Genomic DNA, 25,348 nt, shown 5'->3' with positions numbered 1-25,348 from the left:
CTAATACGCATTAATATTGATTTTGCGTAAAGGTGAACCCCCTAAAAGTAAGGTGGTTCAGAATTATATATATTTACATTCTTACGCAATAATTATTACACATTCCATATGCCTTGAGTGCACGAAAAAGATAAGCCTCCAAGTTAGCTTTTTGATACAGCTGTCTCAGCGGTTAAAAGAAAATACCTAATATGTTTCCATATCAGCTTTAATACTTAAAAATACCAAATATACTGATATAGATAGGAAACGCTTTTCGTAATTGCATCATTTCTTATTGTTATTATTTTTTAGAAAATGCAAATCGAATTTAATACATGCACCACCGTCCTTTGCATTAAAGGCAACAATACTTCCACCATGCATTTCTACCAGTCTTTTTGCAATATAGAGTCCTAGTCCGGCGTGACCATCTTTGGAAGAACGGGATTCATCTCCCCTGTAAAATTTATTAAAAAGATTAGATAGATCTTTACTACTAAACCCCTTTCCTGTATCACATACTTTAAAACAAATATTATAACAAGTAATATTAGCATTAATTGTTATTGTCCCATTTTCCGGCGTATAACAGATGCAGTTCGAAACGATATTGTCAAGAATACGCTCAAGTTTTACAATATCAACAGGGCATGTCATTTTAGCCTGGTTTTCATAAGTTACATCAACTTTAAAACCTATCTTTTTATTTTTTGCCATCATCTCATAACTTTCTTTTTTATACATTAAGAAAGAGTATATATCCACTGGAGTGATATTAAGCTCTGCGCCGGACGTTTCAAGCTCTGCGGCGTAAAGCATTTTTTTGATAAGTTCCGACCCCTTATTTGCATTGTCTTTTATTACCTGTAGATATTTTTTTACTTTTTGAGTATCAACATAATTGCCTTCCAGAAGTGATTCAGCATAGCCCTGTATTACAGAAAGAGGTGTTTTCAGGTCATGGGCAAGGGCTTGAACCATCTCATGTCTTTCCTGCTCTGCTTTCCACTGTGATATTAATGACTCCTTAAGTTCGTTTTTCATTTCATTAAATGCTTTACAAAGTCTTCCAAGTTCATTATCGGCAAAATAATCTATATTAAAATCAAGATCCTTCTCTTTAACCTTTCTTGATGCATCAATAAGCATATTAACTGGCTTGCCTATATTAGCGGCAAATTTCTTTGAAAAAAGCAACGTAAAGATTACTATATAAATAAACGGAGAAAAAACAACTACAACAAATAATGGTGCGAGCAATATTTTATCTGATGTACTTGGATAATGAGGTGTTAATGTATATGATAATGAAACTGCTCCGCTTATCTTTCCTTGAGAATCGAATACCGGGATGATTCTTACATATCTCCCATCTGTACCGATGGTAGTATTCAATTTATTATATAGATCCTCTTTGCTATTTAAAAGTTTTTTATAATCCGTCCCATATATCATATTGCCATTTTCATCCATCACCTGATACAATATACCTTCTGAAGGAATTACTTTCTCAATGAGTTGTTTTTCGCTCCCGTTTAAAAGAATTACACCTTCTTTTCTGATATAGCCTTCAATATCAGGAATTTTCTTTTCATAGTAGTTGGCCGGATATATTTTTTTATATTCAATTTTTGTATAAATAATATAACCCGCATAATACGTAGCTATTGTAGCTATTATGCTTGATATGATAATCAAAATAAACGTTATTACAAATTGGGACTTGAGAGGCTTTCTTTCCAACATATCAATACACCCGCCAAATTTCGCCTTACATTATTCTGTTAAATCGGTAGCCGATACCCCATACTGTCGATATATACTCTGTATCGGGATCAAATTCAGCTATCTTTGCCCTTATGTTTTTCACATGCTCAGTCACAGTTGAAGAATCTCCTTCTGCATCATATCCCCAAACCTTCTCATAAATCTGTTCTTTCGAAAACACCTGACCCGGATGCATTAAAAGCAGTTCTAAAATGTCAAATTCTCGTTTAGTAAGGGAAATGATATTATCATTAATATTAACCTGTCTTGATTTTAAATCAACCGACAGTCTGCCAAAGCTAATCAACACTCTCTTGTTTGAGTTATTAAGGAAGATAGCCCTTTTCTCTCTTCTTAAATGTGCATCTATTCTCGCAAGCAGTTCATTAAGGCTAAAAGGCTTTATTAAATAATCATCGCCTCCTAGGGCAAGGCCTTTTATCCTGTCAGCCTCTGACTGTCTTGCACTCAAAAATATGATCGGGCAAAAAACTGCATCCCTTATTTTTCTACAAACTTCATACCCGTCAATGCCGGGCATCATTATGTCGAGAATAATGATATCCGGCTGTTCTTGGGCTTTTTTAACACCGCTTTCACCATCATATGCTGCTAATACAATATGACCTCTGCTCTCAAGAGAATCTTTTAAAAGAGTGACTAAATCTTCCTCATCATCAATGATAAGAATCTTACTCATACCATCATGCCTCCTTTTAATTTTTCTTTAATCAGATATTTTTCTGCCTTCCCACCTTTCAAACCAAATCAAACCTCCAACCAACATAACTAAAAAAAATACTGCAGCTGGAATAAGACCCTTTATAGCCTGAACTGCGATAAAACCTGCAGATATGATTTCGGGTGGTAATTTCATACCAGGCAAATATAATAAATATGCTCCTGCTAACCCTGTTAAACGAACTGGCCATGCCCACGGTACAAATTGCCAGATCTTATTGCCCAGACTTGTTGCCATCAAAGCAGCTATTAGAATACCACCGCCGCCAATCCCAATTGATGCACCCATTCCCCATGCGAAACTTATCCATAAATGGAATGCCAATAGTGGAAGGGTTCCAATCATAGCCATTAGAGCTGCTATAATAAAAATCGGCCAGGATAGGGGTATATTCAATATAAAACTTAATCCTACTAAAAGCGCCAATGCCGCAAGTAAGGTACTTGCCGATGTCAATAAGATAAGCATTGTAAGTTTTCCAAGGTACAAATCCCTGCGCGGTAGTTTGCTTCCGAGAAAGCCGTTGAAACTGCCGGCAAGTTCCTCCTGATGTATCATAATTCCTGATATTAAACCTGTACCCAACGGAATAACCAGTGCCGTCCATACTTCAAAAAATGCCTGAAATATTGAAATTTGAGTATCTATCGTTATTGCCTTTAATGAAAAATACCATACAATAAGCGCTGCTAAAATCATAGGTGTTAAAAACGTAAGCCATCTTATAGGCGTGCGCTTTGTCTTAATCCATTCTGATATTAATATCTTCATCATCTTACCTCCCTTCTATTAAACCACACTGCTGTAATTATAGTAAAGATTATTAAGGCAGCAATTGCCAGGACTATTCCTACTGGTATTACTGAAGGATTCATGAGAGAATCTGATGCTTCCAGGGGGACCCCATTCGGGTGTACGCCTATTACAGGACACATAAGCCTTGTCGGCCAGCTCCATGGGACATATATCCAATAGGATTTGGGTGCCGCTATAACACCGGCAATAAGTCCAGCAAATCCCATAGCCATACTAAAAAAGGTGCCTTTCCATGTTGCTGCCCATAACTGGAGTGGTATTACAGCAAGGGATGTGAGCCATATCGTAAACCCACCCACAAAAATCTTTACCCATGGAATTTCTCCTCCTGCTGTAATAAGCCCCGATATTATTATGACGGCAATAAGAACAAGTGTCGCCAGCATCGTATGATATGCCATTAATACAATTTTACCTGTCCAGATAACGGACGGTGGAATATTGTGAACTCGCAAATTGCGGTAATTTCCCACCTTTTTTTCCTGCAACGCCACTAATGCAGCAAATAAAGCTATACCAAGTGGAATGAATATTACCGGCCACCAATTGTATACCTGGTCAAGAAGAAGCTGCCATGGCCTTAAATAATTAGCAGGCATGAATAATTTTTGTGGTAATGCTATTATTATAAAAAACAGTGGTGCAAGTAATATAAGGCGTCTGGTAAAAGTCCTCCTATATTTAAGGCTCTCAGACTTTATTATATTAATCATTATTTAGCCCCCTTTACAACTTTCATGAATAATTCCTCAAGGTCTTCACCATAACTTATTTTACCCTGGTATTTAAGTACACCATCGCTTATGATACCAATATGGTCAACAAGCTGTGACACTTCCGGCAATATATGGCTTGATAGAATTACCGTAATCCCTCTTTTGGGGAATGAACGGATTAATTCCCTCAGTTCCTGAATGCCTATAGGATCAAGGCCATTTGTAGGTTCATCAAGTATCAATAATTCTGGATATCCTAAAAGCGCAATTGCAATGCCAAGCCTTTGCTTCATACCCATTGAAAATTGCGCTGCCAACTTTTTGCCTGTATCTTTAAGGTCTACTGTCTCAAGCACTTCGTAAATTCTTTCTTTTGGAAGTCCCATCAATTTTGTGTGAACGAGAAGGTTTTCAACTGCGGTTAGATTGCCATATAAAGCAGGGGATTCAATTAATGCTCCAATTCGCTCAAGGTGTTTTCGCTGCCATGGCTCACCAAAAACAATAATTTCACCGCTTGACGGATACAATAGTCCCGTAAGCATTTTTAATATAGTGGATTTTCCTGCTCCATTTGGACCAAGTAATCCGTAGATTGAACCCCTTGGGATTTTGAGTGAAACATCATTTACGGCAAGCTGCTTTCCATAGTATTTTTTCAGCCCTCTTGTTTCAAGTATCAAGTTTGACATTTAACTCATCCTTTCATAACATTATTAATCTCTACTACGATTATTAATGTAACAGGCAATTATAAAGAATTTATAAAGTTGCTCTTTACTAATCATGACCACCCGTAACGTAAAACGGGTGGTTTGCTCTAGCCCTATAAGGGCATATTACTGGCTGTGTCTCAAGACCCACTGAATGGTCTGCCAACCGCATAATTTTTTCAGGCAACCCCTAAAGGGGCTTTATTTTTTGCCTTTATTTACTGGGTCACCCGTAAACGGGTCTATATAGTCCTTTAAACTTATTTGATCATATGCAATATCCTCTTGAAGTTGATTTTTTATATATTCTTCTATTACCTTTTTATTTCTTCCAACCGTATCTACATAATATCCTTTACACCAAAATTGTCTATTCCCGTATTTGTACTTTAAATTTGCATGTCTATCAAATATCATCAATGAACTTTTCCCTTTTAAATATCCCATAAATTGTGCAACACTTAATTTCGGTGGTATACTCACAAGCATATGTATATGATCTTTACATGCATTTGCTTCTATTATTTCTACTCCTTTATATTCGCATAATTTCCTCAATATTTTCCCTATATCTTCTTTTATTTTTCCATATATTATTTGCCTTCGATATTTTGGTGCAAATACAATATGATATTTGCAATTCCATTTAGTATGTGATAAACTTTCATTATCCATATGGATTTTCCTCCTTTGATTTGGTTGTGGTTGGCAAACACACTTCCATTCTATCAAAGGAGGTTTATTTTTTCTACTCATAGCTTTAAGCCTTTTGGAACCACGGGCATAGCCCGTGGTATTCAAAATACAAGAGAGGACAGTAAGCATAAGCTCACCGTCCCCGGACAATGTGTTTATATTTTCTTTTTCAAAATAAACTGCAACACCAATATTCTTAAATTCTCTTACAACTTGTAACATTATAACTGTATTCCTTGCAAATCTTGAGATAGATTTTGTTATGATTAAATCTGTCTTCCCATCTCTGCAGAGCTCCAGCATTTTTTGAAACTCTGGTCTATTATCTGTTGTTCCTGTAATCCCTCTATCTGCAAAAACTGCATAAAAACTAATAGGGGGGTGCACCCCCCTACTCATACTCCCTTACTTTTTCTCGTTCATGGAAACATAAAACACACATAAAAAATAGGGGCAAATTGCCCCAAAACCTTTCAAACAAAGTTATTTCTTCTCTATTAAAACCACCGTTTCCACATGATACGTGTGTGGAAACATATCCATACACTTTACCTTTTTAACCTCATATCCCCTTTCAACAAATACCTGCAGATCCCTTGCAAGGGATGTTGGCTTACAGGATACGTATACAATCCTCGGAGCATCAAAGCTTATTATCTTTCCTATGGCCTTTGGATGTATTCCATCCCTTGGAGGATCGAGTATTATGATATCCGGTTTATTCTTAAGCTCTTCAACCTTCTTTAAAACGTCTCCTGCAATAAATTCGCAGTTTGTAAGGCCGTTTAAAGCAGCATTTTCCCTCGCGGCTTCAACCGCCTCTTCAACGATTTCAATGCCTATAACCTTTTTAGCAACCGGGGCCATTATCTGTGCTATAGTGCCTGTTCCGCTGTAAAGGTCGAATATAACCTTATCCCTTGTCTCTCCAGCGAAATCCCTTACAATTGAGTATAGTCTTTCCGCCCCGAGGGAGTTAGTCTGGAAGAATGAGAAGGCGGATATTTTAAATTTAAGGCCCAGTATCTCTTCCAATATATAATCCCTTCCAAACAGAACCCTTGTTTCATCGCTTTTTACTACATCTGATATGGAATCGTTTATAGTATGTAAAAATCCTACAAGCTCTCCATCAAGCTCTATACCCCTTACCCTTTCCACAAGACTGCTTAAATCAAGCTCCATCTGTGATGACGTTACAAGGTTTACAAGGAGCTCCCCCGTCCTTTGAGCCTTTCTTACAACGAGGTGCCTTAAAACTCCCTCGTGGGTTTTCTTCTTATAAAAAGGGATCCCCTTATCCCTGAAATAATCAAGAACTACCTCTAAAACTTTCCCAAAGTCATCATCAACTATCTGGCATCCATTTACAGTAACAACCTCATAAAAACTACCCTTCCTATGAAGTCCAAGGGCAAGCTCTCCTCCCCTTTCAACATCTCCAAAGGAAAACTCCATTTTATTTCTGTATTGAAATTCCCTTGGGCTTCTCTCGATTCCTAAAAATTCGTATTCCCCTATTCCCGCATCGTCAAGGAGTCTCTTAACCTGGCTGGCCTTAAGCTCAATCTGATGCTCATAGGATAGCGTCTGATAGGAACATCCACCGCAGACCCCAAAATGGGGGCATATGGGCTCCGTTTCATAGGGGGCTCTCTCAAGAACTTCAATTATGGAAGCCTCCGCCCTATCCTTTTTATTTTTAACAACCCTGGCCTTTACCCTCTGACCTTTGATTGCGTTTTTTATAATAACTTCCTTTCCATCTACCCTTGCTATTCCTCTATTGGGGAAATGAACATCCTCTATAACCGTTTCTATAATATCATGTTTCTTCAAGGTCTCTTCCTCCTTAAACGCTGCCATCGCTGTTTTTCCTTTTGATATTTTAATCTAACACAACAACTATTATACCCCATGCCTTTCTAAAATCCAAAATATGATTATCTATTCCTCTGATGAACTCTCCCCGCCTTTATTTTTTACTAGCTATACATGAAATAAATTTCACCACAAGATTATGAAAACAGTTTCACTAATAATAATCTAAACATAAGTTAAGAAAGATTTTATATTAACATTAACGTTTTGCAGTACCTAGGGGTCGATAAAAAATATATGAAATTCACATAAAGCGGGCAATTAGAAGTTCTTGGCGAAGGGATGAAGAAAAATCCTGGAACTTTCGTGACTTAAGCAAGGCGAGTTTAACGAAAGTTCTTGATTTTTCAAATCAAAAGCCTTAGAACTTCTTTGCCAAGCGTGCTGGTGAATGAAATATATTTTTTATCGCAGCGCCAATCTGTTTATATTTTCTACCTTTATTCCAACGGACTTTTCAAGTAGCCTTATATTCTATTTGATTATGAAATTCATCATAGTTTTCACATATAAACATCTGAGAACTCTATATTGATCTTCTCTACATTATCGTTTTCAAGGCCACTTTCTAACATGCTGCATGTTTCATCGATCACCCTAACTGGCATTTCAATTATAAACTCGCTTCCCTTTCCATATTCGCTTTTTGCCTTTATATTGCCTCCGTGGAGCTCCACAAGGGACTTCACAATTGACAGCCCTATACCGCTTCCCTGTCTGTTTCTTGCAAGGGAACTCTCAACCTGGCTGAACATTTCAAATATGATATCAAGCTTATCCTCTGGAATTCCTATTCCCGAGTCCTTAACCGATATCAATATTTTTTCATTCCTGTCATATATATTAACCTCAATTTTCCCTCCAGGATTTGTAAATTTAACTGCGTTTGAAATAAGATTTAACATAATTCTTTCAATTTTTTCGGGATCGCATGCCATAATCTTCTCCTCAACATCAGTATCGAATACAAGCTCAATTCCCTTATCCTCCGCATACTCTGCGACGGATAAGGTAATGCTCTCTATAACGTTTACAATATTATAATTGTGAAGATTGAGTTTATAATAACCAGCATCTATTTTGGTAATGTCTATAATATTATTAACCAGCCTTATAAGCCTGTAGCAGTTTTGCTTCATAGTTTTTATATGCTTATCTATCTGCCCATTTTTATCCCATGACTGCCCATTTTTTAAATAAAGCTCTAAAAGCTGAAGGGATGCAAAAAACACGTTTATGGGGGTTTTAAGCTCATGGGATATACTTGCAAAAACCTTCGTTTTAATCCTGTCTTTCTCAATAAATTCATTTATTTTTTTTCTAATTGAAACCTCCCTCAAAACGTTCAAAACTGCAGGCTTTCCATTATAAATAAACGATGTAGCCATAGACTCTACAAGTATCTCTTCCCCGCTTCTGCTTATTATTTTAAACTCCATTGGAGGAAGAGTTATGTTCTTTTTAGAAACTTCCTCAATTTCCTTTCTTATTTTCTCATGATATACAGGATCAATAAAACCGTAAATATTTAATCCCTCTAACTCATCGGGGCTGTTCATACCCAGAAGCTTTGCACCTATTGAATTAGCAAATAAAAACTTACCTTCACTATGTGCAAATATGGAACAGTTAGAGAACTCTACAAGCATTTTATAATATTCCCCACTTTTTAAGAGCTGCTTTTCTATGCTTTTTTTTTCTGACTTTTGAATATTGAGCTGTTTGATTATATTTTCAAGCTCATTGCTCTTATTCTTCAGATCGTTCCTAGCTTCATCCAGCCTATTAAATAGAAGTTTATATGGTTCTTTAATTCCTTTTTTTATCATAACCTGATAGATATAATAAAAGGATATGAGCTTAAATATATGGCCAAGCATGTTGTAAAACGCATAAACATCCTTATAAAGTGTAAAAAATATTCCCGATAAAATTTTCATTCCTATAGCTGCCATCATACATTCAAATATGTTTCTATCAAGGCTTTCTTTGTTTTTATTCAATAAATAAGCCGAACCTATTAAAAACACTATAATTATATATTCACTAATAACTTTAAACTCAGTTAGGCCATACCCTTCTATGAAACAATCAGGAAATATTCCTAAAGGATAAATAGTAGCACAAAGTATTAAAAGAATAACAGAGTATGAAGCCAGAACTTTTAGGGGCTTTATGCTTTTTTTTACAAAAACCAAAGAAATGAAGAGGGATATGCTCTCCAAGTATCTTGCTATAATCCAAAACTGTACAGCAATATTAGCGTTATCCATTCTAAAAATACCAATTCCTTTATAGGAAATTGTATGCATAAAATCTGCTAACCCAACAAATCCAAATGCTATTCCTATAAATGTAAAATAACTGTTTTTGGATATTTCATAGGTGTTAAAAGCTATTATAAAAGTTGAAAAGGCGATCAAAATAGTAGCCATTTCTATTAAAGTGTGGAAAAGCAGATAACTTTTGATTATTTCCCCCTCCATCAAAGCCCCTCCTTAGCAAATGTTATATTAAAAAATTTTAATTGTATTATATATTCTGCTAAAAAATACAAAATCCTGCCTTATGTTAAATTTTTTTGATATTTCAGAATTATAAGTCTACTTTGATTATGCTGCCAAAGCCCTTTATAATACCTGACAGCTCCTTAACAATATTCATCTTTGTTCTCAAATCCTCGAATAAATCAGTATTAGATGGTCCGATAAACAAAGAGTAACCATAATCCCATCTTTATTCCTTAAACCATTATATTTACAGCCTATATCCATAATAACCCTAATAAATAGTGAAATGAACACTTTTTAACGCAATGAATATTATAATATTGTAGTTCAGTTAAAGGAGTGAATGAAGTGTACCCATATTACAGATCCACACCTGATAAGTCAAAGGTTATAAACCTCATGCTTGCCCGTGCCTACGTCCCGGACCAGCCCTATATAGGCATTCTCCCGCTGGATGAGGCTCTTAAAAAGGGCGTTCTCTTCCCAAACCTTGACATTCCCTATGCCATTAAAAGCAAAGAGTAATCAATTAATAGGAGGAAGCTAAATGGTAGACATGACTCGTGAAGAGTTGAAAAGAAAAATACAGAAACTTGAATTCGCTGCAGTAGAGTTAAACTTGTACCTAGACAATCATCCGAATGAACAAAAGGCTTTAGTTGACTATAACAACATCTCAAAGGATCTTTGTGCCCTTAAAAAGGAATATGAATCTAAATATGGGCCTCTTTGTAATTTTGGAAATGCACCAAGTGCTTATCCATGGCAGTGGGTAAATGAGCCATGGCCCTGGGAAACAGGGGAATAGGGGGTGTCTTGCTATGTGGATATATGAAAAAAAGCTTGAATTCCCAGTTAAAATAAAAAATAAGGATTTAAGAATGGCAAAATTCCTTATGGCTCAATATGGTGGTCCCGATAGTGAACTTAGCGCTTCAATAAGATATCTGAGCCAGCGCTATACAATGCCTACAAGCAAAACCAAGGGTCTTCTAACCGATATAGGAACAGAGGAACTTGCACATGTTGAAATTATCGCAACCATGATCTATCAGCTGACAAAGGATGCCACACCAGATGAGCTTAAAGCTGCAGGCCTTGGAGGATACTACGCTGAACACGATAAAGCAATCTACCCGGCAGATGCAAACGGTGTACCATGGACCGGTGCATATGTTCAATCTATGGGAGATCCTGTAACTGATTTAACCGAGGATATGGCTGCAGAACAGAAGGCAAGATCAACATACGAACATTTAATTGATTTAACGGATGACCCTGACGTAATCGCTCCACTGAGATTTTTATGGGCCAGGGAAGTTGTACATTTCCAGAGATTTGGAGAAGCCCTGGTTAACGTATATGAATTCCTCGACAGCAAAAAGTTTTTCTAAGCGTTAAAATGATGTTTATTTCCCTGTGTTGGCGAACCTCCTCCCTTGCAATTTGGTCGGGTTTACATGCCCGACCACCGATTTTCTGGGAAAATATAAGCAATATTTTAATACATAAACTGTTAATTAAATTTCTCTTTCTGGTAAAACTATATTTATATTAGATTAATTTAATGCGATAGTATTAAATACTAAGGAGGTAATAACATATGATAGGCCAAAGGCTTATTGACGAACTTAATAAACAGCTTACAAGGGAATTAGAATCAGCTCATACCTATATTGCAATATCGGCATACTTCCACTCGGAGGATCTTCCTGGATTTGCCAACTTCTTTATGGTTCAGTCTGATGAAGAGAGATTTCATGCAATGAAGATATTTAACTACATAAACCAAATAAATGAAAGAATAAAAATAGGCGGGATTGAAGCCCCCAAAAACGATTTTTCATCCATATTGGATGCCTTTAACCATGCCTTTGAGCATGAAAAGGCCCTAACTACTAAAATATATAATCTTATGGACATTGCTGCGGAAGAAAGGGAGTATGCTACAATAAGCTTTTTAAAATGGTTTGTAGATGAACAAATTGAGGAACAGGATCTTTTCAATGGAATTATAAAGAAGCTTGAGAGAATTCAAAATGATCCCGCTGCTATATATATGCTGGATTCCCAACTTGCACAGAGGGCCTTCACACCTCCAGCTGCAGATTCGGCTGAATAACATATAGGGATGCCATTAAGCATCCCTTTAAACTATTTTTTGAACTTTAAATATATCATTTAAAACTTTAAAAAATGGAGTATAAACCTTTTCAAAAAATATGAAACTCAATCCCTTAAGTGAGTACTCCCATATGAGCTTTAATTTTACCTCAAAGCTTCTAAGATCTTCAAACCACACCCTGTGGGAATTTTTATCGTCGCTATAATCAAAATATGGGGACTGATTTTTTTCATCATAAAGTATTTCCGAATGATATTTTGCCGCAATCATAAATGCCTGATAAGTTGTAATCCTCCTCGCGGGGGGCCCGCCGGGACAGTAGGGCATAATCCAGTCATATCCATACAGAGGCATTGATATCATGATTTTATTAGAATTTATAAGGGAAACGGCATATTCAATAACGTTTTTCAGCTTTTCCATTGGAAGCAGCGACATGGGAGGTCCTTCGTGCCATCCCCACTCTCCAGGCATAATTATAACCGCATCTGAATTTCTTCCTATCTCTTCATAGTCAAAGGCTCCAAACCACTGTCCTGAGTCCGTATCAAATTGCTTCGGTGGAAGGGATATAAAAAGATAGTATCCTTCACGTTTTAGTGAATAATAAAGTCTTTTAAAAAAGCTGCTCAGTGCTTCCCTATCCTCCTGAAAAACCCTTTCAAAGTGGATATTGATTCCGTAATAGCCATTGTTTTTTAAAATATTTAATATATTTTCTATAATCTTTGCCTGTCTATCAGGATTTATTAATATATCATGAACCATATTGCCGTCGAATTGATTTTCCTTTCCATTTGAAACATAAAGCATCGGGCTGATTTTAATTTCCTTTGACCTCAATGCAATATTCTTGTCATAGCTGTCCCCTTCATCTCCAGCTGAAAAGCAGGTTAAGGGACAAGCCCAGGTTAATACCTCCCTTCCATCTTCAAGGATATAAAAGTCACTATTTATTGATGAAGGTATTATATATCCATTTGTGTGTATATTTCTATATACATGCTGCTTGGAAAGCTCTCCTTCAGGTATAATAACCGATTGTCCCGGAACAGGATAAGAAATAAATCTAAGTTCGTTTTCCTCTATTATTTCCTCAGGGCTTACTCCAAACTGCCTTGCAATAAGCCCCAAAGGTTCACCTTTTCTAACTACATATATCATAGGCATTCCCCCATTTTCCACTACTAAACAGTATATTCTCCACAAAATAAGTAGGGTATGTCTAAAAGTGGTATTCAAGAATTGATATTGAAAAAAATTTATTTTATACTAAAAGGAACCAATATCGACAATATCAAAACAAACCAGGGGGAAAACTGCTATGCCGTCAATTATTAAAATCATAATCTCTATGGTTATATGGGGAAGCATAGGAATTTTCGTTAAAAATATAAATCTTCCTTCAGTGGAACTTGCCTTTTTAAGGGCAGTTATTGCAAGTACTGTTCTTGCCCTTGTTTATCCGATGTTCAAATCCCAAAGGGACTCAGAAAATTTAAAGGAAAATATACTGCTTTTGATACTGTCAGGCGGCGCAATAGGTGCAAATTGGATACTTCTCTTTAAAGCATATAACTACACAACGATTTCAAATGCAACACTAAGCTATTATTTTGCCCCTGTTTTCGTAATACTTCTGTCGCCAGTTGTTTTTAAGGAGAAGCTTACTAAATCCAGATTAATTGCAGCAGCAGGTGCAATGATAGGGCTTTTCCTTATTGTAAATAACCAATCACAAGCCTCCGTCAGCTCTCCAAACCATTTAAAGGGAATTGCCTTCGGGCTTATGGCAGCAGGGCTCTATGGAAGTGTTGTCCTTCTTAACAAATATATAAAGGGTATTTCAGGATATATGATGACGCTAATACAGATTTCTACCTCGGCCCTTGTTCTTCTGCCTTTTATAATATACAGGAGTGCTTTAACAATCACAAATCTTAAAAATCTTTTGCTCATTGCTGTTTTAGGAATAGTTCATACGGGACTTGCATACCTTCTCTACTTCTCCGGAATAAAGGAGCTTGAAGTTCAGAGGGCTGCAATACTCAGCTATATTGACCCTATTGCAGCGATTATTTTTGGAACGATATTTTTAGCTGAGCCTTTAAATCTCTATCAGATAATTGGAGGGTTTTTAATTTTAGGTTCTACCTTCATTGGAGAACGTTAACATATACTTTATATTTAGCTGTTAAATTTTATAAACACTGGAGATGAAATACCCTGCCTTCCGTTTATATGAGTAACCTTAACCACATACCATGTTCTGTCCCTTTGAGCTTTTAGGACCGGGTTCCATCGTACATTATTATCCCCCTTAAACCTGATTTCATCTATTACCCTGCCTCCATTTGATATGAGTTGAATCTTTTTTATGGGTACCCTTTCATCCTGGGCGTTAATATTAAAATTAATCTTGTCTCCCTCATTCAGACCTATTATACTTCCCATATAAAAGCCATTTGCTTTAAAATAAAGCTTCAAATTTCTCGTTTCCGTTGAATATGTCCTTCTATTTCTAAGGGCTTCAATAAAAGCATCTTTATTAAGCTCTTTTGCCAGTATAACAGTAAGGTTATCATTATCTCCCCAGTTAGCTCTATGATTATCCTGGCCATTTACTGCTCCGAGGTGCCAGCCCATATCAAGCATTCTATAATAATGTTCTTCGAGCCTCCTATACTTTCGGGGAGGCGCCCCGTTTGCAACTTCTATTAAGTTTATAATTCCGTCCATATCCTCCATATAGTTAATGTACTTGAAATGTTTATGGGGATGGTTTATAACCACAGCTATATTACGTTGCTTTTTGAGCCATGCAAAAAATTTGTTTATATCCATTGCCTGCCTATTTGCCTCTACGTATGTTTCACTGCCAATGACGTTTATATGGCCCCATCTGCTTGAGCTCATCTCAAATGCTCTAATGGCAAGAAATCCATCATATATTCTGTTAATCTTCTCTATCTCCTTTCTGGTTTTATACCATCTTGAACCCTTCCTTTCAACATACTCATCCCTTTCCTTATCATACTCGTAGTTGTTATTCATTACCCCATCCAAAAAATTTGAATGATCGGCTATGATTATATAATCAAGATTATTTTTTCTTACATGCGCACATGCATCATATGGCCTCCCCCTTCCATCGGAATAGGAGGTATGGCAGTGTGGCACTCCAAAATAGAAGTTATACTTAGCCTCCCTATCCTGAACTATAAAACCCCATTCTAACTTCTTTATATTTCCATATATATCCTCCATTTCAATTTGTACTTTATGTTCACCGAAATCCATAGGCTCAAGGGGCTTATACTCCATCCTAAAATTAGATATAAGTGGACAAACCTCCTTACCATCTAGAAACATCCTGGCACTTAAAATTTCGAAACCACTGATCTCTGCAGATATAAACGGCATTCTTTCAAAGGTAGAAGTCATATTTAAAGGTTTTAAATTGTAAACACTCATTTTTTCTTTATGAAAACCCTTTATATTTTCGGAGGATTTAAAATCCCTTTTTATTGAGCTTCTAATATACTCCTTTAAATATCCGGACATATCCTTCATATATTCCCCTCCGAAATGCTAAAATCACTATATATAATACTTTATTCAAACCTGATTTGTTACAAAACAAAAAACAGCTATTTTGACGAATTACACCAAAATAGCTGCGCATCAAATTTTAATAGTGCACCCTTACAAGGTAAAATTTAATTCCCCTATCGCTCCATCCAAGGTCCCAGGGAACTCTGTATCTATCAGTGTTGTGGCAGTTGACAAGGGCATAGCCCTTTGAATCTGCTCCCGTTACCACCGATATATGGGTTACCTTGCCATTTTTCTCGTATGCAACAAAGTCTCCAGGCAGCAGCTTATATGAGGCTTTATATACCTGATTATAGGTTCCATAGGCTATAAGTGATGCCCTTCCGCTGTTTATCATGTAATCCTTGAAACCCTGCGCATTTACCCATGCTCTGCTTGCATCCCTTTTAGTGTAGTTCCATGCAGCTGTTTTTTTAAACTTTCCACCCTCATAAAGGATCTGGGACGCAAAGTTTGCACAATCCCCTCCCTGTGGATTATAATCCCTGTACTGTTTATTGTATTTATAACCCGTCTCCTCATTTCCTGCAGCACCGCAGTACTGATCTGCATATTTTACAGCGTTTTTTCTCCTTTCACTTATTCCGGAAAAATCCCTGGGGGGCTGTGATGTAATATACTGTTCTATGTCCAAAGCCTTTATTTCATCGAGATTTAAAGAATCTGCAAAGGGGTCGGTATACCACTCCCTTTTTATTACCCAGTTTTCCTCGTTATCTCTAACATCCAGGGAATGATATGTGCCTATTCTGAACATGTTTATAGTTCCAGGGTCGTTTTCATATACATATTTATACTCCGTTGAAGCTATATAGTTTATATAATATCCATCTCCCTTTTGCTTCGCATTCCTTACGAGTACTTTGGTTTTTATATCTATAAATTTTATACCCTGTTTATCAGCCCATTTGTGAAGATATTTTGTCTTTTTAACTTCATGTTCATAGGCCCACTGCCCATTTCTTGTTCCCCTGTCATACAGCGGTTCAAGGGCTTTTAAATTGTTCTTAAGCATAGCCATATTTCTAATCTGAAAAAGCTCCTCAACCCTGGCAGTAAATTCTTCATTAACAACTACATCCTTTGCAAGTGGCTCGAAAATATATAGACATACTAGAAGTATGGTGATAACTGTAAAGGACAGAATATAAATAAGTGTTGATTTTTTTATAGCGCTAAATAAATACATACCATCTCTCCCTGTACCTTACTCATAAGATTATATGAAGAAATTCAAAACTGTAGAATTAAAAATATCATACTCATAGGATGTGCAAAATTTTCAGAGCTATATCTACAATTTTTGCTAAAGGGATATATTTAAACCTTTGAAGGATGGCATGCAAAAAGTAAAAGCAATAAGTCATGTGCACTGTGCATGACTTATTGCTTTATTACATAACTTTACTCAAAAAGGCTCTTATCCTCTGGTTATCCGGGTTTTCAAATATTTTTTCCGGTGGGGCGTCCTCTATTATCTCTCCCCTGTCCATGAATATTACCCTGTCTGAAACTTCCCTGGCAAAGGCCATTTCATGGGTTACTATAACCATTGTAAGATTTTCCTTTGCTAAATCCTTTATAACGTTTAAAACCTCTCCCACAAGCTCAGGGTCAAGGGCTGAGGTTGGCTCGTCGAGGAGCATTATATCCGGCTTCATGGCAAGGGCCCTTGCTATGGCCGCTCTTTGCTTCTGACCCCCTGAAATTTTTGAAGGATAAAAGTCCTTCTTATCAAAAAGATTAACCTTCTTAAGAAGCTCTTCTGCTATTTCAACAGCTTCATCCCTCTTCATTTTATTTACAATAATAGGTGCTTCTATGATGTTTTCAAGTACCGTTTTGTGCGGAAAGAGGTTGAAATTTTGGAATACCATTCCTACCTTTGAAGAATTTTTATTTGAATTTCCCTTTAACCTTCTTAATATACCTCCTTCACTGTGGTTATCTATCTTAACTCCTTCAATTTCAATAATTCCATCATCCATTTTTTCAAGCCTGCTGATACATCTTAAGAGGGTGCTCTTACCTGAGCCTGAAGGCCCAATAATGGAAACTACTTCCCCTTTTTTAACCTCTAAATTTATATTCTTTAAAACTTCATCCTTTCCAAATCTTTTATATCCATTAACTACTCTTATCATATCCATAAAATCACCTATTCGTGTACAGAATATCTTTTCTCAATCTTTCTAAATATAAGAACTATAAAGGATGTTATAATTAGATAAAGTACTGATGCAATAAAAAATGGAGTTATGGTAAAGTCCCTTACAAGGACCTCCTTTGCAGCTCTTAAAAGATCCGGCATTCCTATTGCGGCTATAAGGGCGGTATCCTTAATAAGACTTATTGCCTCATTTGACACAGGTGGAATAACTCTTTTTATTGTTTGAGGCAGTATTATCCTCCACATTGTTTGTGCATAATTCATACCTAAAACCTTTGCTGCCTCGTATTGTCCCTTGTCTATTGACTCTATACCGGCCCTGAAAATCTCTGTTAAATAAGCTGCATAGTTTATAGAATATGTTACTGCTGCCGCTGTAAAGGGTTCCAACTTTATATTGAAAACAGGAAGAGCATAATAAGTGAAGAATAGCTGAAACATTAAGGGTGTTCCCCTGAACACCCATGTGTATAGCCCAAGAAACCATCTTAATATCCTAAATCTCGATATTTTACCCAGAGCACATAAGGCACCAAGTGGAACGGAAAAAATCGCTGTTACCAAATATAATTTAAATGTTATAACGCTGCCCTTTAAAATAAAACTTGTAACATCAAGGATGTATTGCAACTTAAGCCCTCCTATTATTTCGTTAATATATCAGCCCCAAACCATTTCTTAGAAATTTCTGCGGCTGTACCATCCTTTTTCATCTCATCAAGAACTTTGTCCAATTCTTCTTTAAAGGCAGTATCCTCTTTTCTGACGCCTACTCCAACTATCTGCTTTCCAAAGTCCTCATTAAGAATTTTATAATCTCCTGGATTCTTTGCAACATAGTATCTTCCACTTATTTCATCAACAACCACAGCATCAATTCGTCCTGCCTTTAAATCCATTAAAGCCTCTGTATTATTACTATATTTTCTTAACTCCTTAATTGATTTTGCTGTTTCAGCATCGGAGTTTAGTGCTTGTTCAGAGGTACTTCCAAGCTGAAGTCCTATCACCTTTCCTGCCAAATCCTTTTTAGAAGCTATATTTGAATTTCCCTTTACAACAACAATCTGCCTATCCTCAAGATATGGCTTTGTAAAGTCTATTTGCTTTTTTCTTTCTTCCGTTATTGTAAGTCCATTCCATATAACGTCTATATCCTTATTCTTAAGGCTGAGTAAAACCCCATCCCATACAACTGGCTTAAATTCAACCTCTAGCCCCATTCTCTTTGCAGCTTCCTTTGCAAGGTCAATATCAAAGCCTACTATTTCTCCCTTTTCATCCCTGAATCCCATTGGAGGGAAGCTGTCATCAAGCCCTACTATAAACTTGCCCTTTTGTTTAATTTCATTTACAGGTGTGCTGGATGCCTTGCTTTTACCGCATCCTGCAAGCAAACTTGATAATACTAAAATTGAAATTATTATCGCCAAAAACTTTTTCATATTAACTCTCCCTTTCTATTTTCATTTCTAACAATATCTATTATACTTTATTAATTTACCATAGTAAAGTATTAAAATAAAAAATGCAAAAAAATTTTATGTAACAATATATGGAAAATATATTAAGCATACACTTCTACTGAAAATGGCTGCAAAACCCACGTTTTGCAGCCATTCAAATCCATATGAATTTTTAATATAAAGTGATATTAACTAATTTTCTATTCAAATACTGTTACAAGATTATTAAACAGGTCCTTATTTAATTTTATCTTATCCTCGTTTCCAAGGACGCATATATACCCCTGTTCCATTGCATCCTTAACAAGCTTTGCAAAGCCCTTTATATCCTCCTTCTTTGTGTTTAAAACCTCTTCCCTTTCCCTCTGTATGTCCTCCTGGGTAAGCTGCCTTATATAGTTTATCGTTGACCTCTGGCCCTTCATGGCAGGAGTTAAAGGATAATCTATTCCGCTGAAGGTTCCTATGATATACTTGGTCATCTCCCTCTCGCTTGCGTCAAAGTTTAAAAGGTATTTGTATACATTATCATAGGTTGACAGAGTTTCCTTAAGGTTAGGATCACGGTAGGAACCGAAGGATATATTGCCGCTCCTATCTACCCTTGCAAAACCGCCATATGCACCTCCCTGAACCCTTACTTTGTTCCAGAGGTAGTCAAGGCTTAAAATGGTCTTTAGAACCAGAAGGCTTCCAGTATATTTATAGCCAAGCTTTAAAAAGCTGTATGCCTTTGCAACATACTGAACCTTGGCAGATGTCATAAGGCCTTCATTTAACTTCTCAAGCTCAAGATCATATTCATTAAGCTCAAGCTCCTCGTTTCCAAGATGATCATAAAGGTTTTTAAAGCTTTTCTTAAAGGCTTTATAGTCTTCACCATCGGTTGTTACGCTTACAATAAGGTGTTTTTTATTGAATATGGCCTTTGAAACCTTTATAAGGTTATCCCTAATCTCCTCAAACCTTGCATCGAAGTTCTTTTCAAGGTCTGAAAGAAATTTATAGAAGCTGAGGCCGCTTAAAACTTCAACATACTTTCCAACAGGGGAGAAATAGGATGCAACACGGTTTTGTACAACAACATGCCCATGGTCAAATATGGTCATTTCAATCCTGGATCTCATCTCCTGAACTATTTCCTTTATCCTCCTTTTATCATCAAACCTTGTGTGCCCAACAATCTCTCCCACAAGATCCAAAAGCTTTGGAAGCTTATCTACAAGGGCCTTTGATTTCACTATAAACTTTGGATAATAAATCTCATCGGATTCGTTTTTAGAATAGGCCTCTGCGCTGAATCTTATTCCACCTGTATGGATATTTATTTCATTGGACAAGTCCTGAAGTTCATATCTTTCAGTGCTTACCTTTCCAAGAACGCCTGCTAAAAGGGTAATATATGGTATCATATCCTGCTGAACGGTTCTTGTATCAAAATATAAGTCGATGTAGGCTATGTTGTTTGTAAATATAGGATGGAAAAGGACCTTGATTCCTCCCTCTTCCCTTTCTTCAAAGGGCAGAACATCGGCCTTTGGATTTATATCCTTTAGTGAAAGCAGAGGAATTTTTTCAAGATCTTCAGGAGAATCTTCAGCCTCCTGCCTCTCCCTTAACTTTCTTGTATTTTCTATTATATTCTTTATCTCCTCCTCAGACAGGCTTCCTTTATAATCTGCGAGTTTCTTTCTAAGCTCCTCCGCCTTTTCTTCAGCAAGCCCCTTCCTTGGCTTAACTATAAGCAGAGAGCTGTGATTATTGTTTAAAATATATTTTTCAATGAGTTCTTCAAAATAGTTAGTTATAAGGGCCTTCTTTATCTTATTAAGCGTTGATTCATATGTTAAATGCAGTGTAGGATCCTCATCATGCAGCCAGCTGTCCATACATTTTATATTGTATAAAAGCCCCTTTGGATACCCCTGAAACTCTGCTTCCCTTAAAATGAACTCCTTTGCATTTATTGAAGCCTCAATAAGCTTTTTATCTATACCCTCCTTAACCAGTTTTTTAAGCGTATCGAACACTACTTCCTTAAACTTATCCTTCTTTTCTTCGCTGGAATTTTTTACAACCACTGTAAATACAGGTTGAAGAATGCTTGAATCGAAACTTCCAAATACGTCCTTTCCAATTTCAGCCTCATTCAGGGCCTTCTTAAGCGGTGCTGCAGGAGTTTCAAGGAGAAGGTGTTCAAGTATGTCAAAGGCTAAATAAATTTCAGGGTCCGTAGATCTTCCAACTGCAAAATTAAGGCTCAGGAAGGTCCTATCCTCCTCCCTCTCACTTGGAGCTATTGGATATTCAACAGCCATTTCCCTCATTTGAGAGAAGGGCTTCTGCACTTCAATCCTTGAGTCTACAAGAGTTTTATCAAAATTTTTCAGATACTCCCCGTCTATAAATTTAAGCAGCTCATCTATGTTTCCATTTCCGTAAAGGTATATGTAGCTGTTTGATGGATGGTAGTATTTTTTATGAAAATCAATGAACTCCTCATAAGTAAGCTCAGGAATTACATCCGGGTCTCCCCCTGATTCATACCTGTAGGTTGTGTCTGGAAACAGAGATTCCTGAACCTTTCTCATAAGAACGCCCTCGGGGGATGAGAAGGCACCCTTCATTTCATTATATACAACACCCTTATATGTAAGCTCATCATCCCTATTTTCAAGCTCATAATGCCAGCCTTCCTGCATTAGTATTTCAGGATATTTGTATATGTTTGGATAAAAAACAGCGTCCAGATAAACATCCATAAGGTTTAAAAAGTCCTTATCGTTCTTGCTGGCAACGGGGTACATGGTCTTATCGGAAAATGTCATGGCATTTAAATAGGTGTTGAGTGAACCTTTAGCAAGCTCAACAAACGGCTCTTTTACAGGAAATTTCCTTGAGCCGCAGAGCACTGAATGCTCCATAATATGTGGAACTCCCGTGCTGTTTTCCGGTGGAGTTCTAAAGCTTATTGAAAACACCTTATTGTCGTCATCGTTTTGGAGGCTAAAAAGCCTTGCGCCGCTCTTTTCGTGTACAAAGAGCCTTGCTGTGGAGTTTAGCTCCTTAACTTCCTTTTGTTCAATTAGTTTGAATCCATGGTATGTCTTACCAACTTCAAAATACATTTCTGCACTACTCCTTTCAAAATATAACTGGATCTATTCATGATATATAATTCTCCAAAACAACAATTCAAATTAATTATAAACCTAATTATTAATATTTTTATCAAATTGGAGAATTAATATTTATATTCTATACGTTCATAGAAAATCCTCCATATAATGGTATGCAAACATCGATTGCATATTTCTATTCATTTTAAAATAAAGCAGGTGATTTTAAGATTTGTTTGCTTGAAAACAAAATGATCAAATTGAAAAGATCGTAAAATACAGATATAGGCCAAAAAAATAACGGGAGGCCTTATCAGCCATCCCTTCATCTAGAACTTCCTTGCACAAACGTATTAGTGAAATGAAATATATTTTTTATCGCAGCGCCTTTAAAATCCAAAAACACCACAAGAGATTCTACCATTTGAAGCATATACCAAGTGCCTTTGGCCCAAGATGTGCCCCTATTACAGGCCCTATGACATCAATTGAAATTGGAACTCCTTTAAACCTTTCTTCAAGTCTATTTTTTATACCCTCTGCCTCATCAATGCTGAATATATGGCATATGCAAATATGCTTAACGTTTTCAGGTATGTTTGATATCATAGTTTCAACTGCCTTAGCTTTACCTCTTACCCTTCCTATGGATTCAAGCTTTCCATCTATAAGGGCTATTATAGGCTTCATATTTAACATGCTTCCTATAAATGCCTTTGCCCCCGAAAGCCTTCCTCCTTTTCTCAGGTAATCAAGTGTATCAACTGTTAAATTTATTCCCATGTTTTTCTTTTCAAGGTTTAATATTTCTACTATCTCTTTGCGGCTTTTTCCTTCATCAGCAAGTTCCATACCCCTTTCTACCAAAAGCTTGAGGTTTGAAACCGAAGTCTCGGAGTCTATAACCGATATCCTGTCAGGATCCACCATCTCAGCTGCTATACAAGCGGTGCTGTAGGTACCGCTAAGCTTTGATGACAGGAATATTCCTATAACCTCGTACCCATCTTCAACTGCCTCTTGAAATACTTTTACAAATTCCCCTATGGCAGGCTGGGATGTCTTTGGAAAATCCTTTGATTCCTTAAGCCTTTCAAAGAACTCTTCAAACTCTCCAGGAAACCCTTCACTTTCTATTTTACCAAGAAAGTCCACCTTTAAAGGCACTATCTCTATATGGTTTTTATCTGCAAACTCCTTCTCTATATATGCCGTACTGTCAGTAACAAATTTAATTTTACTCATATAAATCCCTCCATCATATATATAAATAATACCAGGTACTAATACCAGTTGTAAATATCAAATTATATGATGAAGAGAAATATATAATTCCACTCTCCATCAAGCTGCGCTAACTTTGTTTCAACCCCCATAAAAAGTGTTTTAAGTATGGATGGAAGCAGTTATAAGTTATATCACTTTACATTAACCACAAGGTTTATGTTTTCTGTGCTATCTGGAACATCCTTTAAGCTTATTGTACTCTTTAAAATTATTCTGTCTGTATTAAGATCAAGCCTATTAAAAACAATTTTTATATTCTGCTTTTTTAAACCTCCAGAGATAGAGGTTCCACCTGGGGATATAAGGCTTGCCTTCGAATACCTGCCATCATCTCCCATCAGGTATGTTTTATCCCTGGAAATTATTAATCCATTTAATAAACTGCTTTCAACTACACAGTAGGCAATTATCTGTTTCTCTGTAAACTCCATATATTCCAGTTTAAGTGTAACCTTGTTATCATACTTGCCGTTAAGCGCGGCTGGGTTCAATTTGTATAAAAGGCTTTCTGTTTCATGGTCTTCCAGGTATTTGTATTTCCCCCTTCCCTTTGATCTGTCATCATCCTTATCGGAGGTTTTTTTTACTACAGGGGAATCCCAGTAAAATAATCCTTCAACACTGGCATCCGATGCCACATGTTTAACTTCATTATTCTTGTTAACTGAAGGCGACTCTTTTTGCTGACTGCTTTCCTGAGGTTTGTTATCTGAGATAGAATTTTTGTTATCCATAGAAGCCGTTTTTTCCTTTTTATCCTGCCAAGGTATAACATGCAGCAGAGAATAGATTATAAAAACTAAAGCTGCAAAACCTGCAAGGGCCTTTACAAGTCCCTTTTTATCTCTTTTTTTCTTAAGTTCAAAAGGACTATTATCTTCCATAACCATTGTTTTAGTTTCAGTTTTTTTGTAATCATCGATAAAAAATGTTTTATTTTCATCCTTAAGAACATTCAGTTCATGCTTTAATTCCTCTACGGTGGAATATCTTTCGCTTATATTTGTTCTCATAGCCTTTTCTATTATTTTGCCCAAATTTTCATCTATGTTATTCTTATCACGTGAAATATCTATTACCATAGGGGGAACCTCTCCAGACGCCATAAAGTAAAGGGTTGCCCCAAGACCATATATATCCGTTTGCTTGTTTGACTGAACTCCGGTATACTGCTCAGGGGCAGCATATCCCCTCGAGCCCATAAGAATCGTATCGCTGCTTTGATTTTCCTTATATATCCTTGATATACCAAAATCTATAAGTTTAGCCTTTCCATCGGGTGATATGATTATGTTGGATGGTTTTAAATCCCTGTATATAATAGGAGGATTAAAGCTGTGAAGGTATGATAATATATCGCAAAGTTCACTGGCAATATCGTATATTCTTTCTCTGCTGAGCCTTCCTTCCCTTAAAACCAGCTTTTCAAGGGTCTCTCCTTCAATGTAGTCTTCAACTATATAAAGGTTATCCCCTTCATTAAATATGTCAACTATCCTCGGTATGCCTGGATGACTTAGCTTTTTAAGTATGTTAGGCTCCGCTAGAAAATCAATCCTTTCCTTGAGCTCATTTTTTATTTCCTTTATTGCCCACAGATTTCCAAGCCTTTTATTGACGCATAGATAAACTATACCCATACCACCCTGGCCAAGAACTCTAATGACCTCATACTTCCCGTCTAGAATATCCCCGGGCTTTAACATATGCTTCACCTCTTAATATTACTCTGTATTTTCCTTC

General features: G+C 36.6%; 22 protein-coding genes and 1 pseudogene. 5 read left to right on the top strand and 18 right to left on the bottom strand.

Translation table 11 applies throughout. The features are described from left to right. Positions 1–267 precede the first annotated feature (267 nt). The 9 genes and pseudogenes from EDD71_RS01485 to EDD71_RS01450 all read right to left on the bottom strand — a co-directional run bounded on the left by EDD71_RS01485 (position 268) and on the right by EDD71_RS01450 (position 9,799). Positions 268–1,728: a HAMP domain-containing sensor histidine kinase gene (locus EDD71_RS01485; protein WP_133626969.1), complete on the bottom strand. Its 1,461-nt coding sequence runs from the start codon at positions 1,726–1,728 to the stop codon at positions 268–270. 25 nt (positions 1,729–1,753) lie between these two features. Next, the gene (locus EDD71_RS01480; protein WP_133626968.1) at positions 1,754–2,449 is read right to left on the bottom strand and encodes a response regulator transcription factor; all 696 of its coding nucleotides are present in this window, start codon (positions 2,447–2,449) and stop codon (positions 1,754–1,756) included. 27 nt (positions 2,450–2,476) lie between these two features. Continuing rightward, a complete protein-coding gene (locus EDD71_RS01475; RefSeq protein WP_133626967.1) occupies positions 2,477–3,262 on the bottom strand; it encodes a lantibiotic immunity ABC transporter MutG family permease subunit in 786 nt (261 codons plus the stop codon). Next, positions 3,262–4,020 carry a lantibiotic immunity ABC transporter MutE/EpiE family permease subunit gene (locus tag EDD71_RS01470; protein WP_133626966.1) on the bottom strand — a complete coding sequence of 253 codons (759 nt, stop codon included), beginning with the start codon at positions 4,018–4,020 and terminating at the stop codon, positions 3,262–3,264. Before EDD71_RS01470 ends, EDD71_RS01475 begins: the two co-directional genes overlap by 1 nt. Continuing rightward, entirely contained in the window at positions 4,020–4,715 is a 696-nt protein-coding gene (locus tag EDD71_RS01465) for a lantibiotic protection ABC transporter ATP-binding protein (RefSeq protein WP_133626965.1), read from the bottom strand. The genes EDD71_RS01470 and EDD71_RS01465 overlap by 1 nt, the downstream gene beginning before the upstream one ends. Before the next feature lie 222 nt (positions 4,716–4,937). Then, positions 4,938–5,411 carry an IS200/IS605 family transposase gene (gene tnpA / locus EDD71_RS15640; protein WP_166636298.1) on the bottom strand — a complete coding sequence of 158 codons (474 nt, stop codon included), beginning with the start codon at positions 5,409–5,411 and terminating at the stop codon, positions 4,938–4,940. Positions 5,412–5,549: 138 nt separating this feature from the next. After that, positions 5,550–5,831 (bottom strand): annotated as a pseudogene (locus EDD71_RS15895) (recombinase family protein); the annotation flags it as partial. Positions 5,832–5,915: 84 nt separating this feature from the next. Beyond that, positions 5,916–7,271, bottom strand: coding sequence for a 23S rRNA (uracil(1939)-C(5))-methyltransferase RlmD (rlmD, locus tag EDD71_RS01455; RefSeq protein ID WP_133626963.1), 1,356 nt, complete (start codon positions 7,269–7,271; stop codon positions 5,916–5,918). 545 nt (positions 7,272–7,816) lie between these two features. Next, a complete protein-coding gene (locus EDD71_RS01450; protein WP_133626962.1) occupies positions 7,817–9,799 on the bottom strand; it encodes a sensor histidine kinase in 1,983 nt (660 codons plus the stop codon). A gap of 372 nt (positions 9,800–10,171) precedes the next feature. On the opposite strand from EDD71_RS01450, the gene EDD71_RS01445 reads away from it, so the two are divergent. From EDD71_RS01445 to EDD71_RS01430, 4 genes are all read left to right on the top strand, one after another. Then, positions 10,172–10,348, top strand: coding sequence for a spore coat associated protein CotJA (locus EDD71_RS01445; RefSeq protein WP_243116361.1), 177 nt, complete (start codon positions 10,172–10,174; stop codon positions 10,346–10,348). A gap of 22 nt (positions 10,349–10,370) precedes the next feature. Continuing rightward, positions 10,371–10,631 (top strand): spore coat protein CotJB, encoded by a 261-nt coding sequence (locus tag EDD71_RS01440; RefSeq protein ID WP_133626961.1) that lies wholly within the window; start codon positions 10,371–10,373, stop codon positions 10,629–10,631. A 13-nt stretch (positions 10,632–10,644) separates the two neighbouring features. Continuing rightward, positions 10,645–11,217, top strand: a complete 573-nt coding sequence (locus tag EDD71_RS01435; RefSeq protein ID WP_133626960.1) for a manganese catalase family protein — start codon at positions 10,645–10,647, stop codon at positions 11,215–11,217. Between the two features lie 209 nt (positions 11,218–11,426). Continuing rightward, positions 11,427–11,945, top strand: coding sequence for a ferritin (locus EDD71_RS01430; RefSeq protein ID WP_133626959.1), 519 nt, complete (start codon positions 11,427–11,429; stop codon positions 11,943–11,945). Positions 11,946–11,972: 27 nt separating this feature from the next. Here the strand turns inward: EDD71_RS01430 and EDD71_RS01425 are convergent, their stop codons facing one another. Then, a complete protein-coding gene (locus EDD71_RS01425; protein ID WP_166636283.1) occupies positions 11,973–13,112 on the bottom strand; it encodes a glycosyl hydrolase family 18 protein in 1,140 nt (379 codons plus the stop codon). 160 nt (positions 13,113–13,272) lie between these two features. Between EDD71_RS01425 and EDD71_RS01420 the strand changes: the two genes are divergently transcribed. Next, positions 13,273–14,121 carry a DMT family transporter gene (locus EDD71_RS01420; RefSeq protein WP_133626957.1) on the top strand — a complete coding sequence of 283 codons (849 nt, stop codon included), beginning with the start codon at positions 13,273–13,275 and terminating at the stop codon, positions 14,119–14,121. Between the two features lie 14 nt (positions 14,122–14,135). On the opposite strand, the gene EDD71_RS01415 is transcribed toward EDD71_RS01420, so the two are convergent. The 8 genes from EDD71_RS01415 to EDD71_RS01380 all read right to left on the bottom strand — a co-directional run bounded on the left by EDD71_RS01415 (position 14,136) and on the right by EDD71_RS01380 (position 25,311). Then, positions 14,136–15,521 (bottom strand): CehA/McbA family metallohydrolase, encoded by a 1,386-nt coding sequence (locus EDD71_RS01415; protein ID WP_133626956.1) that lies wholly within the window; start codon positions 15,519–15,521, stop codon positions 14,136–14,138. A gap of 118 nt (positions 15,522–15,639) precedes the next feature. Beyond that, entirely contained in the window at positions 15,640–16,752 is a 1,113-nt protein-coding gene (locus tag EDD71_RS01410; protein ID WP_133626955.1) for an amidase domain-containing protein, read from the bottom strand. 205 nt (positions 16,753–16,957) lie between these two features. Continuing rightward, positions 16,958–17,713 carry an amino acid ABC transporter ATP-binding protein gene (locus EDD71_RS01405; RefSeq protein ID WP_133626954.1) on the bottom strand — a complete coding sequence of 252 codons (756 nt, stop codon included), beginning with the start codon at positions 17,711–17,713 and terminating at the stop codon, positions 16,958–16,960. Positions 17,714–17,721: 8 nt separating this feature from the next. Next, the gene (locus tag EDD71_RS01400) at positions 17,722–18,363 is read right to left on the bottom strand and encodes an amino acid ABC transporter permease (protein WP_133626953.1); all 642 of its coding nucleotides are present in this window, start codon (positions 18,361–18,363) and stop codon (positions 17,722–17,724) included. A 14-nt stretch (positions 18,364–18,377) separates the two neighbouring features. Beyond that, positions 18,378–19,178, bottom strand: coding sequence for an amino acid ABC transporter substrate-binding protein (locus EDD71_RS01395; protein WP_133626952.1), 801 nt, complete (start codon positions 19,176–19,178; stop codon positions 18,378–18,380). Between the two features lie 221 nt (positions 19,179–19,399). Beyond that, positions 19,400–22,327 carry an insulinase family protein gene (locus EDD71_RS01390; RefSeq protein ID WP_133626951.1) on the bottom strand — a complete coding sequence of 976 codons (2,928 nt, stop codon included), beginning with the start codon at positions 22,325–22,327 and terminating at the stop codon, positions 19,400–19,402. A 408-nt stretch (positions 22,328–22,735) separates the two neighbouring features. Continuing rightward, on the bottom strand, positions 22,736–23,563 hold the full coding sequence (locus EDD71_RS01385) for a DegV family protein (protein WP_133626950.1): 828 nt from the start codon (positions 23,561–23,563) through the stop codon (positions 22,736–22,738). Positions 23,564–23,736: 173 nt separating this feature from the next. Continuing rightward, positions 23,737–25,311, bottom strand: coding sequence for a serine/threonine-protein kinase (locus tag EDD71_RS01380; protein ID WP_133626949.1), 1,575 nt, complete (start codon positions 25,309–25,311; stop codon positions 23,737–23,739). Positions 25,312–25,348 lie beyond the last annotated feature (37 nt).

Source organism: Fonticella tunisiensis, from assembly GCF_004364155.1.
Classification (GTDB): Bacteria; Bacillota; Clostridia; order Clostridiales; family Caloramatoraceae; genus Fonticella; species Fonticella tunisiensis.
This window is presented reverse-complemented; position numbering and strand designations above follow the sequence as displayed.